Origin of the sequence: Pseudoalteromonas ulvae UL12 (assembly GCF_014925405.1) — a bacterium.
GTDB lineage: Bacteria > Pseudomonadota > Gammaproteobacteria > Enterobacterales > Alteromonadaceae > Pseudoalteromonas > Pseudoalteromonas ulvae.
The window spans coordinates 44721-63459 of sequence record NZ_AQHJ01000026.1 but is presented as its reverse complement, the minus strand read 5'-3'; the positions used below and the strand labels follow the sequence as shown (position 1 = coordinate 63459).

At 43.1% G+C, this 18739-nt stretch carries 11 protein-coding genes; 8 read left to right on the top strand and 3 right to left on the bottom strand.

Annotated elements, in window-relative coordinates; translation table 11 throughout:
- Positions 1-4 precede the first annotated feature (4 nt).
- On the top strand, positions 5-1528 hold the full coding sequence (locus PULV_RS07605; protein ID WP_193331367.1) for a tryptophan halogenase family protein: 1524 nt from the start codon (positions 5-7) through the stop codon (positions 1526-1528).
- A gap of 12 nt (positions 1529-1540) precedes the next feature.
- Positions 1541-3055 carry a tryptophan halogenase family protein gene (locus PULV_RS07600; RefSeq protein WP_193331366.1) on the top strand — a complete coding sequence of 505 codons (1515 nt, stop codon included), beginning with the start codon at positions 1541-1543 and terminating at the stop codon, positions 3053-3055.
- 70 nt (positions 3056-3125) lie between these two features.
- Here PULV_RS07600 and PULV_RS07595 read toward each other — a convergent pair whose 3' ends face one another.
- Positions 3126-4631, bottom strand: a complete 1506-nt coding sequence (locus tag PULV_RS07595) for a tryptophan halogenase family protein (RefSeq protein WP_193331365.1) — start codon at positions 4629-4631, stop codon at positions 3126-3128.
- Positions 4632-4865: 234 nt separating this feature from the next.
- Here PULV_RS07595 and PULV_RS07590 point away from each other — a divergent pair, with 234 nt between their 5' ends.
- Positions 4866-5528 carry a CatA-like O-acetyltransferase gene (locus PULV_RS07590; protein WP_193331364.1) on the top strand — a complete coding sequence of 221 codons (663 nt, stop codon included), beginning with the start codon at positions 4866-4868 and terminating at the stop codon, positions 5526-5528.
- A 6-nt stretch (positions 5529-5534) separates the two neighbouring features.
- On the opposite strand, the gene PULV_RS07585 is transcribed toward PULV_RS07590, so the two are convergent.
- Positions 5535-7865 (bottom strand): DEAD/DEAH box helicase, encoded by a 2331-nt coding sequence (locus PULV_RS07585; protein WP_193331363.1) that lies wholly within the window; start codon positions 7863-7865, stop codon positions 5535-5537.
- Positions 7866-7990: 125 nt separating this feature from the next.
- Between PULV_RS07585 and PULV_RS07580 the strand changes: the two genes are divergently transcribed.
- Both PULV_RS07580 and PULV_RS07575 read left to right on the top strand, forming a co-directional pair.
- The gene (locus PULV_RS07580; protein ID WP_086742289.1) at positions 7991-8815 is read left to right on the top strand and encodes a M90 family metallopeptidase; all 825 of its coding nucleotides are present in this window, start codon (positions 7991-7993) and stop codon (positions 8813-8815) included.
- Between the two features lie 105 nt (positions 8816-8920).
- Positions 8921-12109: an amidohydrolase family protein gene (locus tag PULV_RS07575; protein WP_193331362.1), complete on the top strand. Its 3189-nt coding sequence runs from the start codon at positions 8921-8923 to the stop codon at positions 12107-12109.
- Between the two features lie 54 nt (positions 12110-12163).
- Here PULV_RS07575 and metG read toward each other — a convergent pair whose 3' ends face one another.
- Entirely contained in the window at positions 12164-14185 is a 2022-nt protein-coding gene (metG, locus tag PULV_RS07570) for a methionine--tRNA ligase (protein WP_193331361.1), read from the bottom strand.
- A gap of 197 nt (positions 14186-14382) precedes the next feature.
- Here metG and apbC point away from each other — a divergent pair, with 197 nt between their 5' ends.
- The 3 genes from apbC to PULV_RS07555 all read left to right on the top strand — a co-directional run bounded on the left by apbC (position 14383) and on the right by PULV_RS07555 (position 18729).
- The gene (gene apbC / locus PULV_RS07565) at positions 14383-15462 is read left to right on the top strand and encodes an iron-sulfur cluster carrier protein ApbC (RefSeq protein WP_086742286.1); all 1080 of its coding nucleotides are present in this window, start codon (positions 14383-14385) and stop codon (positions 15460-15462) included.
- A gap of 3 nt (positions 15463-15465) precedes the next feature.
- The gene (gene dcd, locus PULV_RS07560) at positions 15466-16056 is read left to right on the top strand and encodes a dCTP deaminase (protein WP_086742285.1); all 591 of its coding nucleotides are present in this window, start codon (positions 15466-15468) and stop codon (positions 16054-16056) included.
- Positions 16057-16275: 219 nt separating this feature from the next.
- Positions 16276-18729, top strand: a complete 2454-nt coding sequence (locus PULV_RS07555; RefSeq protein WP_193331360.1) for an EAL domain-containing protein — start codon at positions 16276-16278, stop codon at positions 18727-18729.
- Positions 18730-18739 lie beyond the last annotated feature (10 nt).

Below are 18739 nucleotides of genomic sequence, written 5' to 3'. Positions count from 1 at the left end.
TGGTATGAAAACAACAATAAAATCGCTTGTCATTGTCGGGGGGGGGACATCTGGTTGGATGACAGCCGCAGCACTGAGTCATCATTTTGCACAGTCAAAAGTCTCAGTGAAAGTGATTGATTCTACAGAAATAGGCACAATTGGCGTGGGCGAAGCGACCATCCCAACCCTGCGACGGTTTTATCAAACATTAGGGTTAACCGATCAAGACGTATTAACTGCGTGTCAGGCCACCTGTAAGCTGGGGATTGAATTTAAAGATTGGTATCAAGCAGGCAGTTCGTTTATCCATCCGTTTGGTTTATTTGGACAAGCAGCCAATGGTGTGCCATTTCATCATTACTGGCTGAAATTAAAGCAAAATGGCGATCCAAGCCCATTATCTGATTATTCTTATGGTGTGCGTTTAGCGCAAAAAAATAAGTTCACCTTGCCTGTTAACAATCCCAATTCACCATTAGCTATTTTTGATTGGGCGCTTCATTTTGATGCATCGTTGTTCGCCGAGTTAATGAAAAAAGTGGCCATAAAGCATGGCTGTGAACATATCGACAATACCATTACCTCAGTTAATCTTGATGCCCAGCAAGAGGCCATTGACAGCGTCACATTAAAAAATGGCCAGTGTGTAACCGCAGATTTATTCATTGATTGCTCAGGCTTTAAAGCATTGTTAATTGAAGGGGCACTCAAGGCGGGATACCAAAATTGGAGTCAATGGCTCAAGTGTGATAGAGCCGTAGCAGTGCAAACCACTCGTGTCGATGAGCCGCTTAGTCGCACGGTCGTGCAAGCACGCGAAGCGGGTTGGCAGTGGACGATACCTTTACAAAACAGAAGCGGTAATGGTCATGTGTATAGTAGCCAATACATGTCACAAGATGAAGCGACCGCCTTGTTACTTGAACATGTCAAAGGAGAGGTGTTGCAGCCACCACGTCATTTTTCTTTTACCCCTGGACGGCGCACGCAAGCATGGAAAAGTAACTGTATTGCAGTTGGCCTTGCTGCAGGATTTTTAGAGCCTTTAGAAAGCACCAGTATTGCATTGGTCGAAACGGCGATAGACAAAATCATCCAAACATTTTCATCACCAGAGTATACCAAACAAGACGTTGAGCGTTTTAATCACGTCACAGCAACAGAGTACGAGCGGGTTCGAGATTTTCTGATTGTACATTATGCGCTTAATCAGCGTGAACAGGGGCAAATGTGGCAAGATTGCCGAGAAATGACCTTGCCAAGAAGCTTAAGCGACAAATTACACCAATATCAGACTAATGGCGCGTTAACGCGTTTACCGTGGGAAATGTTTGGCCCTGATAGTTGGTTGGCTATTTTTGATGGCTTTGCCTGTTACCCACAGAGCTATGATCCCTTAGTTGATAAATTATCAGTCGATTACCTCGCCGAGAGTTTTAAGCTGATGCGAGATGGGATCAGTGATGCAGTTGCGCATGCGCCCACGCACAGTGAATTTTTGCGTCAAATGACCCACTTTCAGTCCCATCAACCCGAGCCAGCTTAATTAGGAGTCAGTATGAGCGCAGTGGATAATGCAATTAAAGAAATCGTTATTTTAGGCGGAGGGACTGCAGGTTGGATGGCGGCAGCCATCATAGGTAATATTTTCAAATCCAGTGATGTGAGCATTACCTTAGTCGAGTCTGAGCAAGTTGAAATCATCGGAGTGGGTGAAGCGACCATTCCCCCATTATTAGCCGTATTGGAGAGTTTAGGCATTGATCAAGCTGATTTTATCCAAGCAACCCAAGCAAGTTTTAAGTGGGGGATTGAATTTGTTGATTGGTGTGAAAAAGGTCAGCAATATTTCCACCCATTTGGTGCATTAGGGCGGCCAATCGATGGCCATGATTTTTATCAATGTTGGTTAAAATCTCAAGCAGAAGGCGATCATACGCCGCTAATGGCTCACTCACCAGAAGCCATGTTATCAGCGCACAAGAAGTTTTACTTACCATTTGAGGCAATGAACACGCCTTTAGCTGGGGCGCATTACGCGTTGCATTTAGATGCGGTACTCGTCGGCCAATATTTACGCCGCTTTGCTGAAAATATTGGTGTAAAGCGCGAGGTTGGTCATGTTGAAGTGGCCAATACCGATTCAAAAGGATTTATAACTGACTTAGTCCTGCAAGATGGTCAAACGATTGCGGGTGATTTTTTTATCGATTGCAGTGGCTTTCAAGGAAAACTCATAGAGCAGACTCTGCAGACGGGTTATGACGATTGGTCTGAGTATCTACCTTGTAATCGCGCGGTGACAGTGCAAAGTGAAAACATAAACGAACCAACTCCCTATACCACAGCAAAAGCCCAAGATGCCGGCTGGACATGGCGTATTCCTTTGCAACATCGTACTGGAAATGGCTACGTTTTTTGTGACAAATACATCAGTGACGAAGAAGCAATTGCCACTTTATTAGCCAATTTAGAAGGGCCTGCGGTTTGCGAGCCACGAGTGATCCCATTTTTGACAGGCATTCGTAAGCAAGCTTGGAACAAAAACTGTTTAGCGCTTGGGTTAGCTCAAGGTTTTTTGGAGCCTCTGGAATCAACGGCAATCCACTTAGTGTCAAAAACGTTAGCGCTCTTTGTCCGTATGTTCCCCAATAAAGACTGTGACAGTAAGTTGCAACACGAGTTTAACCGCCGGGTGAGGGTTGATTATGAAGAAATCCGCGATTTTTTAGTGCTGCATTATTGTGCCACGCAACGAGAAGACACTGCTTTTTGGCGTTGGTGCAAAACCATGACAGTGCCCGAAAGCTTACAGTATAAAATTGAGTTTTTTAAAACCGCAGGCGGACTCATTCCCGAGGCCGAGACGCTTTTTCAACCCACCAGTTGGTATGCCGTATTTGAAGGTATGCAAGTGCGGCCCGAAAACTACAACCCGACACTGGATGCTTTGGATACAACAAAATTGCTGCAAAGCATGGAACAAGGTCGGCAAAGTTTAGCCAAAGCGGTATTAAAACAACCGAGCCATCAGAGTTTTTTGTCGCAGTATTGCGCCGCTAAAAAGCCTTAACTCGGTGCCTCTTTGACGTTCACAGACAACGAACAACCTCATCATTGAAATAAAATCAGTGATGAGGGGCTCACTCTTTTTCGGCTAAACAATGCTGAGAGATAAATGCTTGATGGGATAACGCGCCTTGTGCGGCAGTGGCGATAGATTGCTTCATTTGCATCAGACGTTGCTGCAGTACATCGGCAGGCACAGCCTGCGCCCGAGGATCAATGCGTTTGGGTGTGATGCCGTAGCCTCGATAAAAAGTCAGCCAACTTGAAGGTTCAAATGATTCATTGTCATACATGGCGATATGCCCACGGCTTTTAAACAAGGCGATTTTATGACTTAGGCCATCAGGTAAGGCAATGTTTTGATAGTCTAGCCAAAATGGGCTGTCATTTTTATCGGTGAGCGTGTAATGCATAATCAAAAAATCCCGTATTTGCTCAAGTTCACTGTTATGCAAACGGTTTACTTCGGCAATATCGGCAGGGTTAAAACTCATATCAGGGAAAAAACTCAACAGTTTGGCAATGGCTGTTTGAATGAGGGAGATACTGGTTGATTCTAACGGTTCTAAAAAGCCACTGGATAGGCCGATGGCAATACAGTTTTTATTCCATATTTGTTTACGCCGACCGGGATTAAAGCGAATTGTCCGAGGTGTGGTGATTGGAGTGCCTTGAATATTGGCAAGTAACAAGGCTTTAGCTTCCTCTTCACTTTGATGACGTCGACTAAAAATATAGCCATTGCCAGTTCGATGTTGCAAAGGAATATGCCATTGCCAGCCCGCAGTCTGTGCGATTGAGCGCGTAAAAGGATCTGGCTCTGAGGTTGAGGTTGTTTGAACCGCAATGGCGGTGTCACACAGTAACCACTGACTCCAGTCTTCATAACCCGTATTAAGAGCTTTTTCAATCAAAAGGCCTTCAAAACCACTGCAATCAATAAATAAATCGCCATGGTATTGCGAGCCACAGGTTAATGTCACGTAATCAATAAAGCCGGTGTCGGCAGTCAGTGATACATCTTCGACAGTGCCAATGACATGTTTTACACCTAAGTTCTTACTAAATTTTTTAAGGAAATCGGCATAGAGCCCTGCATCAAAGTGATACGCATACGCGTAGTCAGCTAACGGGCTGCTGGGATGGGTATGAGGCTGAGCAAAACGGCCTCGCTGGGCTAGTTGGCAGGCAAAGCTGAATTCATCGAGTTGGTGTTTGCCGCCAAGCTGGTTAGCGTGTTGCAAATAATGATGAAAATCAACATTATCAATCCGTAAGCCATAATCCGCAAAAGGATGAAAAAAAGACCCGCCTGTTTTTGTCCAGTTCTCAAATTGGATGCCAAGTTTAAAGGTGGCTTGGGTTGCTTTGATTAATTCGACTTCATCAATCCCCAAGTTATGGTTAAACTGGACGATGTTGGGGATGGTTGCTTCACCCACCCCGACAGTCGCAATATCGCTCGATTCAATTAAAGTGATGGTGGCGTGCTGATTGACGTATTTAGCCAAACTCGCGGCAGTCATCCACCCAGCTGTACCGCCTCCTATAATTACAATATTCTTTATCGGCTGAGCCATATTCCATCCATTTAGTCTTAATCAGTTAGCATGTGATTACATGTAATATAAAGTAATGAAAAATATTGTGAAAGCTTCCAGCGGGCAGAGGTCAGTTACCGATAGAAATGTATTTGAATTGGGTAGGATAGGACAAGTTTTGTATGTATTTTTGCTTGTTACATAAACTTCATTTGCGATTTAACTAAAGGGGAATAAACTTAGGCTACCGACAGTCTGTAGTGAACGCAATCAATGCATACCCCGATGGAAAGCGCCAAAAAAATAGAATTATCTCAGTGGCCTCGACAGCAACATTTCGAATTTTACAAAAATTTTTCAGATCCCTATTTTAATATTTGTGTTGAGCTTGAAGCCGAAAGCTTATTTAACTTTAGCCGCTTGAATAATATTTCATTTTTTAATAGTTATCTCTACTTTGCCATGAAGGCTGCAAATGACATTGAGCCATTTGCGATGCGATTAGTTGAGGGAGAGGTATGGCTGTTTGAACAAATCAATGCCAATGTGGTTCAACTCAAAGAGGATGAAACGTTTCGGTTTAGTTATCTGCAACAGCAAGATAATTTTGCGTTATTTTGTCAGCACACAAAACAGGCCATAGCACTGGCCAAATCACAGCCCTTTTTCTCTGAGCAATTTTACTCCACTGGGTTGGCGTGCAATTGTTTACATATTTCAGTATTACCTTGGCTTAATTTCACTAGTTTTTCGCATGCGAGTAATCATTCTGAATACTCGGGGATCCCAAAACTTGTATTTGGGAAATACAACAAACGCACTGGTATAATGCCACTGTCGATTGAAGTGCATCATGCGCTAATGGACGGCATTCATGTTGCGCAATATGTGGCACGCTTGAAGCACTATTTTGATAATGCCTCTAAGTATATTTGAGGTATTTTAGCGAATATCGATTATTTTACTGGCCTTCTTGTAACGTATTTTCCAATTTGACCAGGTGGGGAGTTCCCACCTTTTCGGTCCTTCTTTTCGCAAGCCATTGTGATAATGCGCCATCACAGTTTTATTACTCACTATGTATTCAATCATTAGGTTTAACCCAGCAAGTTGCAGCTGCCGTGGATAAAGTTGGTTAAACTCCTCAAGCTGCCAGTGCGGAATAAAATTTAAATCAAAATCGCTGCAATCAAGCAAGGCTATTTCATCAAGCTCGCTGATCCCTAATTCTTCGATAGAACGTCGGATAAATGTTTTGGCACAGCCATCGGGTGGATCGAGTTTATTTAACGCTGCATATAAGTGGGCTGATTGAAATTGCTCATCAATTTTAATCAATAATCCGGGTAATAAATCACCTTGATAAATCAGCTGGCACAGTGTTTCGGTGTGTGCGGATGGTGCCACAGGCTGCTTAGTGGTTTGGATGACTTTACCCGCAAACTGATGACTAATATCAGCCATAATTTCATTATCTTCGAGATAGACATGGTCGAGGCGTTGCTCGGTAAGGTTCAACTGAACTAAACGTTTACTGGCAAACGGGGCGACACAGGTGGCCAGATTACGAGCTTGTTTTACGCCTTTACCTGCCAATGAAAAGATATCGAGAACCAAGGCAGCCTCACATTCGGATACCCTAGATTGTTTGGCTATTTGCACCTCTTGCATGGCGTTATTCATGGTGAAATGACGCCCCGATTGCTTGGCAATAAAGATTGCTGAAGGTAAATGCACCATCATGGCATCAAGTAATGCGTCACGATTATACGAAGCAGGGTGGCTCAAGGGAGGTAAATCAAACGCGGTGCGAATTTGCTCGGCCAGCGCCTTGGCTTCAATGAGCGCGTCAGAATCAACCTCTAAACAATCAGCCACTTGACCACGCACCAATGCTATGCAGAGCTCCACATCACACAAGTTAGGCAAAGATTGGTTTAACGCTTCAATCGCCTCAAGGCTGTTGGTAAGTTGATAGACTTGTTTTGGCACACCGATGACAGCGGCGACATCGCCCATGGCTTGGCGAAGTGAATTGTTAGGCATTTGGCTGATTAAATGCGCAAGATCACTATTGATGGGCAACGGATAGAGACGTTTGCCATGTTCTGTGGCTAACAGCTGCGCATCGAGTGCCCCTAAGCGCTGCAAATCATCAATCGCTCGTTGCAATGATGCCTGAGGTAATGGCTCTAAAAAGTCTAAACTATGAATTCCCTGACTGGCACATGCGGCGCTGAGCACTAACTCATTGAGGTTTTCACGCAAAATTTCGGGTGGGGTGTGGGCTATCAACGGCGCAAACTCGCCATATAAACGAATACAGAGTCCTGCTTGTGTGCGACCTGCGCGCCCTTTACGTTGTTCACTTGAATCCGCTGAAATGCAATCCATATCGAGCACGGTTCGGCCGTTGCGAAGATGTGTGCGGCGTTCTAAACCGGTATCGATGACACAATCAATTCCTGCAATGGTTAACGATGTTTCAGCCACATTGGTGGCTAAGATGATCCGTCTATTTGCTTGTTTATTAAGCGCTAATAGTTGTGTTGAGCGATCGGAACCCGAATGCAAAGCGATGAGGTCAACATGAAGGTGTGACAGTGCCTGTTTGGCCTGTTGAATTTCCCCTTTACCCGGTAAAAATACCAAGATATCAGCTTGGGCATGCTCAAGTGCAAAATCGCAGGCGTGCTTAATTCGTTCGCTCAAATGATCGGCGCTGGGCATTTGGCGCATGTCACTGGCCATATATTTTAGTTCAACATCAAATTGGCGACCCTGAGCACTTAAAATGCGCGCATCTAAATAGGTGGCAATTTTTTTGGCGTGTAAGGTGGCCGATGTGACAACCAGTTGATGCTGTTGGTGCTGTTTTAATAAGGCAAGTAGCAAGTCTGTATCCCATCGCCTTTCATGGAATTCGTCCAAAATGACTGTAGTAAATTCGGCCAATTTATTGTCGAAAAACCACCTTAATACCACCCCAGGCGTGGCAAAAATAATACGTGTATCAGGGGTGAAGTGTGTTTCGAATCGAATAGCATAGCCAATCTCTTGACCTAATGGTGCGCCTTGTTGTTCAGCAAGAAACTGCGCTAAGGAGGTACAGGCAATGCGGCGCGGCTCGACCACTAATACCTTGCCGTGCTCTGCAGCCCAAATCGGTAAACGGGTTGATTTTCCAGAGCCAGTTTGTGCACTAACAATCAACGCTGATTGAGGTAGTTGCGCTAAAAAAGTTGACTCAAGTACATCGATGGGTAAGGTCATAATCGCTTCTATAAATGCGGCAAAATCAGCACCATTTTAACCGAAATCTACCTGGAGTGGTGTGCTTGACTTGATTTTATTAGCGGACAGTCCCATTGCTTGTATATCAAAACAAGAGAATTCATATGATAAATTATTTTTTGGTGGTGATGTTAATCTGCTTTGTCGCGATATTTTGGCAGTGGGATGTGATTCGCCGCCATTATTGGCAGCGTAAATATCAATCACAGCAACTCAGTCCTCAGCAAAAGCAAGTGATCAGTAATGTGATGCCGATTTACAACCGTTTAACGGATGATCAGCAAGAAAAGCTAGCCAAACACATCATTTGGTTTTTGGACAATATCAGTTTTTTAGGTCGAGATGGTTTAGTGGTCAATGATGCGATGAAATGGGTGATTGCTGCCGATGCCTGTTTGTTGGTACTTGAAAAACCATGGCCTATTTTTCGTAACGTTAAACAAATCTTATTATACCCGAGCGCTTATTATGCAGGACAAGAAGCCAGAGACAGTGCCGGGCTGGTGAGCTTTCACCAAGTGATCCGCCAAGGTGAATCTTGGCCTGGGGGCACAGTGGTGCTGTCTTGGCATGATGTACTTGAGGGGAATCGTTTACCAGGTGATGGCCATAATTTAGTGTTTCATGAATTTGCCCATCAACTTGACCAAGAAACAGGAAAAACTTCCGGCACGCCTCTTTTGGCGAATAAACAGGCCTATGCAAATTGGTCTCGGGTGTTTAGTCGTGCGTTTACCAATCTAAAAGCCAGTGTTGCTTATCAAATGCCCCATGCAATCCATAGTTATGGCGCAACAAATGAAGCGGAGTTTTTTGCTGTAGTAACCGAAACATTTATCGAAAAACCCTATGAGCTGCGCCAATTTGATAGCGAGTTATATCAACTTTTGTGTGACTACTATCAATTTGATCCGAAAAATTGGCATTAATCGATAAATTGTGTGATTTGAACACATAAGTCTAGGAGCATGGCGCAGAGTCTGGTCAAATCAATTGAGAACAACAACATAATCACAATAAGTTGGAACAACACCATGAAAAAGATGCGTTATTCGAGTCTTGCTCTTGCAGTCGCGGTCAGTGTTAGTACCCCGATCTTCGCAAATGATACAACCAAAAAAGAGACCCCAGCCAGTTGGCAAGTCGATGCACCACAAGGTCAATTCTTCAATGCAAATATTGCCGTAGAAGAAGGCACGTGGATGAATCTAGATATCAGCCCAGATGGACAAACACTGGTGTTTGATTTATTGGGGGATATCTACACTATGCCTATCGCCGGTGGCAAAGCAACGCAATTAACTGCTGATATTTCATGGCAAATGCAACCGCGTTTTAGTCCAGACGGACAGCACATTGCTTTCACCTCTGATGCAGATGGCGGTGACAATATTTGGATAATGGATCGAGATGGTCAAAATGCAAAAGCGGTCACCAATGAAACGTTTCGTTTATTAAATAGCCCCTCGTGGAGCCCTGATGGCGATTTCATTATTGCCCGTAAACATTTTACTGCAAGTCGCTCTTTGGGGGCTGGTGAAGTGTGGCTTTATCACAAAGCTGGTGGCAATGGCGTTCAACTGACTAAGCGTGATAACGATCAAAAAGATTTAGGGGAGCCGGCATTTTCTCCTGATGGCCGTTATGTGTATTTTTCACATGATGCGACGCCGGGTAAAACATTCCATTACTCAAAAGATTCTGTTAATGGCATTTATAAGATTAAGCGTTTTGACCGTCAGTCGGGCGAAATAGACACCCTTATTTCAGGGATGGGCGGCGCGATTCGTCCAACGCCATCACCCGATGGAAAAACGCTGGCTTACATTAAGCGAGATGATTTTCAATCGAGTCTGTATTTGTATGATTTCGCCTCCGGTCAACATACTAAGCTGTATGGCAATATGGAGCGTGATATGCAAGAAACATGGGCTATTCACGGTGTGTATCCAACCATGGCATGGACACCCGATAATAAGGGGATTGTTTTTTGGGCTGGCGGGAAAATTCATCAGCTAGACGTGGCCAGTAAACAGGTAACCAACATCCCATTTAAGGTCGAGACAACCAAGAAAATGCAAACCGCGCTGCGCTTTAAGCAAAATATCGACAGCGATGAGTTTGATGTCAAAATGCTGCGCAATGTGCAAATTTCGCCTGATGGTGAAAAAGCGCTATTTGAAGCGATGGGCCGGATTTATATCCGAGATTTAGCCTCAAATAAAATCAAACCTTTGACCAAAAAAGCCGACGGATTTCAATATTACCCAACCTTCTCCCGTGATGGTAAATCAATCGCGTTTATCAATTGGCAAGATGATGAGCAAAGTCAATTGTATGTGGTATCTGCCCGCACAGGTACAGGCAAATCAATTTTAAAAGAAAAAGGCAAATTTATTGAGCCTGTGTTTAGCCCTGATGGGGACACCCTTGTATTTCGTAAAGTGCGTGGTGGGTCAATTCTTGATCCCGATTGGTCGGTAGAGCCGGGTATTTATCAAGTGCCAGTGAAAGGTGGGGAGGCTTCTTTTATTTATAAAGACGGTTATCAGCCACAGTTTGGCGCTGATAACCAACATATCTACGTAACAGGAATAGGCAGCAAACCCAGTTTCTCGGTGATAAACCTTGCCACGAAAAAAGCACAAAAATTGTATGAATCAGAGCTTGCGACTGAATTTAAAATTTCACCTGATAGCCGTTATTTAGCGTTTGCTGAGCGTTTTAAAGTATTTGTGACGCCGTTTATCAATAATGGTAAAACCATCAATATCGGGCCCAAAGATAAGCAGTTTCCGCTTGAGCAATTATCGGTTCGAGCTGGTGAGAATATTAGCTGGAGCATGGGGGCTGATTCTTTATATTGGTCATTAGGGCCTGAGTTATATCATGCTGATTTATCAGGTGTATTTGGTATATCTACTAAAGATAAAATCGTTAAAGTGGCCGATGGCACAAACATAGGTTTTAAAGCCAAAATGGCACAGCCTCAAGGCATGATTGCGCTCACTGGGGCGAAAATCATCACCATGCAAGGCGATTCGGTGATTGAAAATGGGGTGGTCTTAACGGATGGAAAACATATTAAAGCTGTTGGTACTTTGGCTGAGATAATCATTCCAAAGGGAGCTAAAATTATTGATGTGACCGGTAAAACAATTATGCCGGGGCTGGTGGATGCGCACGCACATGGCGCGCAAGGCAGCCATGAAATTATTCCACAGCAAAACTGGAAAAACCTAGCGGGTCTCGCGCTGGGGGTGACCACCATTCATGATCCTTCTAACGACACCACAGAAATTTTTGCTGCCAGTGAAATGCAAAAGGCGGGCAAAATCGTCGGCCCAAGAATTTTCTCGACGGGGACTATTTTGTATGGAGCCAACGGCCCAGGTTACACTTCCCATGTTGATTCCCTAGAAGATGCCAAATTCCACTTAGAGCGCTTACAAAAAGTAGGTGCATTTACGGTGAAATCGTACAATCAGCCGCGTCGAAATCAACGTCAACAAGTGATTGAAGCCGGTCGAGAGTTGGGCATGATGGTTGTGCCAGAAGGGGGATCGTTACTGCAACATAACTTAACTATGGTTGTCGATGGTCACACAGGCATCGAGCATTCTATTCCTGTTGAGCATGTTTATGATGATATTAAACAGTTATGGTCACAAACCGATGTCGGCTATACCCCAACGCTCGGAGTGGCGTATGGCGGCATTTGGGGTGAAAACTACTGGTATGACAAAACCGATGTTTGGAATCATCCTCGTTTGTCGAAATTTGTGCCTAAAAACCAGCTTTTACCGCGTTCTATGCGCCGTACAAAAGCGCCAGATCACCATTACAATCACTTTAATAATGCGAAAGTGGCTGCGCAACTGCAAGATTTAGGCGTAAAAGTGAACTTGGGAGCCCATGGTCAGCGAGAAGGCTTAGCGGCTCACTGGGAAATGTGGATGTTTGCTCAAGGTGGCATGAGTTCACTTGAAGCGATCCGTGCGGCAACGCTTGACCCTGCTTATTACCTTGGTTTGGATGAACACATAGGTTCGATTAAAGCGGGTAAGCTGGCTGACTTAATTGTCATTGATGGCGATCCGATTGCAGATATTCGAGTCACTGATCGAGTCACCTATACCATGATCAATGGCCAGCTGTTTGATGCACAAACGATGCAGCAAGTCGATGGCAAACCGCGCGAACCTCTGTATTTCGAGCGCTAAAAAAAAGACCACTTGCAATCGCTAAGTGGTCTTTTTCATGATGCGTGTGATGAATTACATCACGCGCATACCAGGCTGTGAACCATCATCAGGGTTTAAGATATAAATCTCTTTTCCACCAGGGCCTGCCGCTAATACCATGCCTTCTGACATTCCAAAGCGCATTTTGCGAGGCTTAAGGTTGGCAACCATTACAGTGAGCTTTCCTTCGAGATCTTCTGGGCGATAAGCTGATTTGATGCCAGCAAAAACTTGGCGTGTTTCACCGCCTAAATCTAAAGTCAGTTTTAAGAGCTTTTCAGCCCCTTCAACATGTTCTGCTTTGGCAATTTTAGCTACGCGTAGATCTACTTTGGCAAAATCATCAAACTCAATTTCTTCAGCTAATGGTTCTTTTGCTAATGGGCTATTTGGGTCGATGCTTGGAGTGGCGACTAGGCTTTCTTTTGAATCATCTAACATGGCATTCACTTTATCCATTTCGACACGTTGCATTAACGCTTTAAATTTATTGATGTTGTGACCGGTTAAGACCGTTTGCGCACTTTCCCATGCGAGATCAGTGTTTAAAAATGCTTCAACGTCGCTGGCCATTTTTGGCAAAACAGGTTTTAAGTACACCATTAATAGGCGGAACATGTTTAAGCCCATAGAACACACTTGATGTGCTTGCTCTTGCTTGGTTTCATCTTTGATTAGTACCCAAGGAGCTTGCGCATCAATGAACTGATTGGCTTTGTCTGCCAGTGCCATAATTTCACGAATGGCGCGGCTGTAGTCACGGCCTTCGAAGTGATTAGCAATACTCTCAGCGGCATTTTGGAACTCGCTGATAAGCGCAGGATCCATCACCGTATCGCTTAACTTGCCATCGAATTTTTTGGTAATGAAACTCGCACAACGACTAGCAATATTGACCACTTTACCCACTAAATCGGCATTGACACGTTGTGCAAAATCTTCAAGGTTTAAATCAAGATCGGTAATACCAGAATTGAGTTTAGCGGCAAAGTAATAGCGTAAATATTCCGGGTTGAGGTGATCTAAATAAGTACGGGCTTTAATAAATGTCCCTTTAGATTTAGACATTTTAGCGCCATTGACCGTCACGAAACCATGAGCAAACACATTGGTCGGCTTACGGAATTCGGCGCCTTCTAGCATGGCAGGCCAAAATAGGCTGTGGAAATAAATAATGTCTTTACCGATGAAGTGATACAGCTCAGCATCTGAATCTTTAGACCAAAACTCGTCGAAGTTTAAGCCTTTTTTATCACATAAACTTTTGAAGCTTGCCATGTAGCCAATTGGTGCATCTAACCACACATAAAAGTATTTGCCCGGCGCATTTGGAATTTCAAAACCAAAGTAAGGGGCATCACGGCTAATGTCCCATTGTTGTAAGCCATCAGCAAACCATTCTTCTAGTTTATTGGCCATTTCGCTTTGGATAGATCCAGAATGTAGCCATGACTTTAACATGTCTTCAAAAGCAGGTAAGTCAAAGAAAAAATGCTCAGAGTCTTTTAATACAGGCTCTGCGCCACTCATCACTGAACGTGGATTTTTGAGTTCTGTTGGGCTATAGGTTGCGCCACATACATCACAGCTGTCGCCATTTTGGTCTATTGCATCACAGCTTGGGCAAGTGCCAGTAACAAAACGATCTGGAAGGAAAATGCCTTTTTCAGGATCGAATAACTGTGAAATGGTGCGCTTTTTAATATGGCCTTTATCATTAAGGCGATTGTAAATAAGTTCGCTTAGGACTTTATTTTCTTCAGAGTGTGTACTGTGGTAGTTATCAAACTCGATATTGAAATCAGCAAAGTCACGTTGACGCTCGATACTCACATTTTCGACCATTTGCTCGGGAGTGATCCCTTGTTTTTGTGCATTGAGCATAATGGGCGTGCCATGGGCATCATCGGCACAGACATAATAGGCTTCGTGGCCACGTAATTTTTGAAAACGCGACCAAATATCTGTTTGAATATACTCTAATAAATGGCCTAAATGAGTTGGACCATTGGCATAAGGTAATGCGCTAGTAATGAGAATCTTTCTCTGTGACATAAATGTATTTACCGTGTTCTAAGCTACTATTTGCGACAATAATAGTGCTTAATTGTGTTAATTAATATCAATAATCAATAAGTTTGCCCGAACAAACCGGGGCGACATTCGAATTTGATGGATTTGACTGGTGTTAATGGCGTGAATGTTACATAATTCCGAAGCATTTTTCATTATAGAAACCTGAATTTCTTATCATGTTTGCTTTAAAATCACTTTTTAATCGCGATAAAAAACGTAATCAACAGTTACTCGATTCCCTCGAGCGGTATCGCTCAATGGCGTTTCCTGTTGGCTTAAGTCAATGTGCCACAATATCAGTATCGCAGTGGCAAAAAGACGGCTTAACATTAACCCTTGAAACTGAGTTCGCTGCATCAGGTGAAACGGCGGCAATTAGAGAGTTTTTATCAAAGCAACTTGCCTGTGAAATTAATCTGACACTGGTGTGTCGTATTCAAACAGCCCCGCGTTTTGCTGCCATTAAACACATTATTTTGGTGGCTTCAGGAAAAGGTGGGGTGGGCAAGTCGACCACTGCCGTTAATATTGCCGCTGCGCTGCAATTAGAGGGTGCTCAGGTTGGCATATTAGATGCGGATATTTATGGCCCATCTATCCCGATGTTAATGGGGTTGGAAGGTGCTCAACCGCAGGCAAAAGATGAACACACATTATTGCCTTTTATCGCTCATGGGATCAAAACTCAATCAATTGGGTTTCTAGTGCCAAACGAGCAGGCGATGGTATGGCGAGGACCAATGGCTTCTCAAGCCTTGAATCAATTGTTATCTGAAACGGATTGGGGGGAGTTAGATTATTTAGTTGTCGACATGCCACCTGGTACCGGTGATATACAATTGACAATGAGCCAAAAAGTGCCAGCAAGTGGCGCGTTGATCGTCACCACTCCCCAAGATTTAGCCCTTGCAGATGCGCAAAAAGGGATTGCCATGTTTGAAAAGGTGAAAGTGCCTATTATTGGCATGATTGAAAATATGAGTGCATTTGTGTGTGGTCACTGCGGGCAAACCAGTCATGTATTTGGTCATGATGGTGGAAAGGAATTAGCACATCGATACGGTGTCCCGTTATTAGCTCAAATTCCATTGCAATTAGCGATTCGAGAAGCGAGTGAAGAGGGTAAAAGTATTAGTTTTGAAAAAAATAGCGCTATTAGTCAACAATATGCACAAGCTGCGAGATTAATGGCGAGTCAGCTTTATTATCAAGATGCGACGCAAAGTCAGCTTGAAATTATCATAACGGATGATTAATTCATGAGATTGTCAGATACAGATATAAAAAAATACATTGCCGATGAGCGAATCTTGATTTCGCCTGCACCGACCGCTGAGATGATTTCGGGTGTGACCGTTGATTTACGATTAGGGAATAAATTTAGAGTTTTTCAAGAACACGCCGCTCCATACATTGATTTAAGTGGCCCAAAAGAGCAGCTTAATGTGGCTATGGAATCGATCATGAGCGATGAAATTGTCTTGCAAGGTAACGATGCATTTTTTCTTCACCCTGGTGAATTAGCATTAGCTATTACCTATGAGTCGGTGACGTTACCAGCTGATATTGTGGGGTGGTTAGACGGTCGCTCTTCGTTAGCGCGTCTTGGTTTAATGGTGCATGTTACCGCACATCGAATTGATCCAGGTTGGTCAGGCAATATTGTGCTTGAGTTTTATAACTCAGGTAAATTGCCGTTAGCACTGCGCCCGTTGATGAAAATTGGAGCGCTCAGTTTCGAAACTATGTCAGGCCCTGCTGAAAACCCTTACAATGTGCGTGTTGATGCCAAATATAAAGGCCAAGATGGCGCCGTGGCCAGTCGCATCAGCGATGATAAAGATATCTAATATTGTTGCCAGTTTTGAACATACATAAAAAGCACCACAAGGTGCTTTTTATGTATAGAGCTCTATAAAAATTAACTTATCTTCACAGAATCTCACAAATCTTGTCCCGAGTAATGTAGCTTTTTACACTTTTTCACCCATACTTTAATTTGTTCTTAGGATGCGGAGAAAAGAATGAGTTTTCAGGGAAGATATAGCGCCCTCTTCATAATTCTATTGATGTTTTACACTCATGTATGCGCAGCTATAGAAATTACCGGATCACAAGGATCACTCATAAACTATGATGTAGAAGCGCTTTATGATCCACGTAATGAATTGACCATTGATAGTGTATTACTTTCGGTGGACTCTTTAGCGTTTCAAGTGCATGAATCCATCGCGCTAGTTCTACCTGAACGTACTCTTTGGCTTAAAATAAAACTGACAAATCGATTAAATACCCCGCAACCTTTTGTTTTGCATCTAGATAATCCAACTCTTGATTACATCGACTTTTATTTAGTTGAAAATGGGGCTGTGGCACAGACTCGTTTTATCGGCAGCCGAAGAAGTATCGAACCTAAGTTGCTCAATGTATTTCCACACTTTAAAGGCCAGATTGCCAGTAATGCGAGTGCGACTGTATTTATTAAAGTTTTGAGCAATGGGTTGCCTCATACACCTATTTTTTTGCATACCCCAGATGAATTTGAGCACTTAATCAACTTTGAGTTTGCTTTTTGGGGCGCGTTTGTTGGCATTTTAGCGTTAATGTTTCTCTATAATATTTCGCTATTTTTTAATACCTCAAACACCAGCTTTCTTTATTACAATGGTTTTATTATCAGTGGGTTAATGACTACGGCGTTAAGTCATGGATTTATCCATTATTTGTTACCGAGTTTGTTGGTCGAAATGGTCATAGGTCATGATGTACTGTTTAAATTATTAATGGCCACGTTTGCCATTCAATTTGCTCTGCGTTTTTTAAATGTGAAGAAAACCAACAAACGAATCTATAAACTGGGTTTGCAGTATTGTGGCTTGTGTTTGATCTCGGTGTTGCTGAGTTTTTTTATTGATGAAACATTATTAAATTATGTGGTATTTGTTTATCAAGTCCTGTTTTACCTAGTCATGAGTGCTATTTTATTTCCGCACCTTCGAAGTACAGAGCGTTGGATCAGAACGTATTTGCTCAGTTGGTTACCCATCTATATTACGGCCATTGTTGTTCCTTTAAGTTACTTTGGGGTATTGAGCTATTCGCACCTAGTCATCAGTTCGTTTATGGTTGGGCTCATTGTTCAAGTGACATTAGTTACGATTGCTCATGCTGAGCGTTACCGAGCAAAAGAAGAAAAGCAAAAATATTTAACAACTCACGATCCTATTTGTGGATTACCCAATCACGTGGTGCTGAGTCGCGCGTTAAGTCAGTTACACAATTTATCAAAAGCGCATACGTTAGTGTTTTTTAAACCAGATACGTATGCCGATACTCGTGCTAATTTTGGCATTTTACATGCGAACGAATACATTACAGAGCTTAGCTTTCAGCTCAATACCAGGCTGGATGGGTTGAGTATGTTGGTTTTTGAACAGCGAGAATTGGGGATCCCTGTTTATATTTGCCGCTTTAACGATGATACGTTTGCGGTAGTGATTAATTCAGACGTCACATCAGAGTTAATTGAACAATATGTGTCAAATATTAAAGGGTCATTAGAGCAAGGGGTGTACTTAGACGGTACTTACTTAGTTGGCCAAGTGGATATCGGGATTGCCCGTTACCCTGAACATGCTGAATCTGTGGAGTTGTTGATCCAACGAGCTTTGCAGTCACTGCAACTTGCAGCGAATGAAGCCGATCATTGGCACCTTTATCGAAATGATACTGATAATATCATGAAAAAACGCCTAAAGTTAGCAGCTGATTTACATCAAGCAATTGAAAATAATGAGTTTTATTTATACCATCAACCTCAGATCGACCTTAGAACAAACAGTATATACGGCAGTGAAGCTTTGTTACGCTGGGATCATCCTGAGCTGGGGTTTGTCTCCCCTGAAGAGTTTATTCCTGTTGCTGAATCAGCGGGGATTATTAATGAGATAACTGAGTGGGTCGTTGAGCAAGCACTGCTCCATCAGAAAAACATTCTTACTATGTTCCCAAATCATAAAATATCCATCAATATTTCAGCTCGCGATTTAAATAAGCGAGAACTGCCAGTGCAGCTTCTCACTTTGCTCACCGAACTTAATATTAAACCTTCTTTAGTGGTAATCGAACTCACTGAGTCAGCGACCGTGGGGGATTCTGTAAAAGCGAAAAATATACTCGATGATTTTAAAGAAATGGGGATCAAAGTCGCGATTGATGATTATGGAACGGGTTATTCGTCATTGGCGTATTTAAGCCAACTGGGTTTTCATGAAATTAAAATTGATAAACAGTTTGTAATGAATTTAGAGCACAACAAGCGCGATCAAACCATTTGTAAGACCACCATTGAAATGGCCAGCAACCTAGATGCATACGTTGTTGCAGAGGGAGTCGAAAGTGAACAGATTGCTAAGATATTGCGGCAATTTGGTTGTGAAATTGCGCAAGGTTATCACTATTCCAAACCGCTTCCCTTTGTTGATTATTGCCAATGGCTACAACGCTATAAGAAGTCTGCTTGAGTCTGCAAGT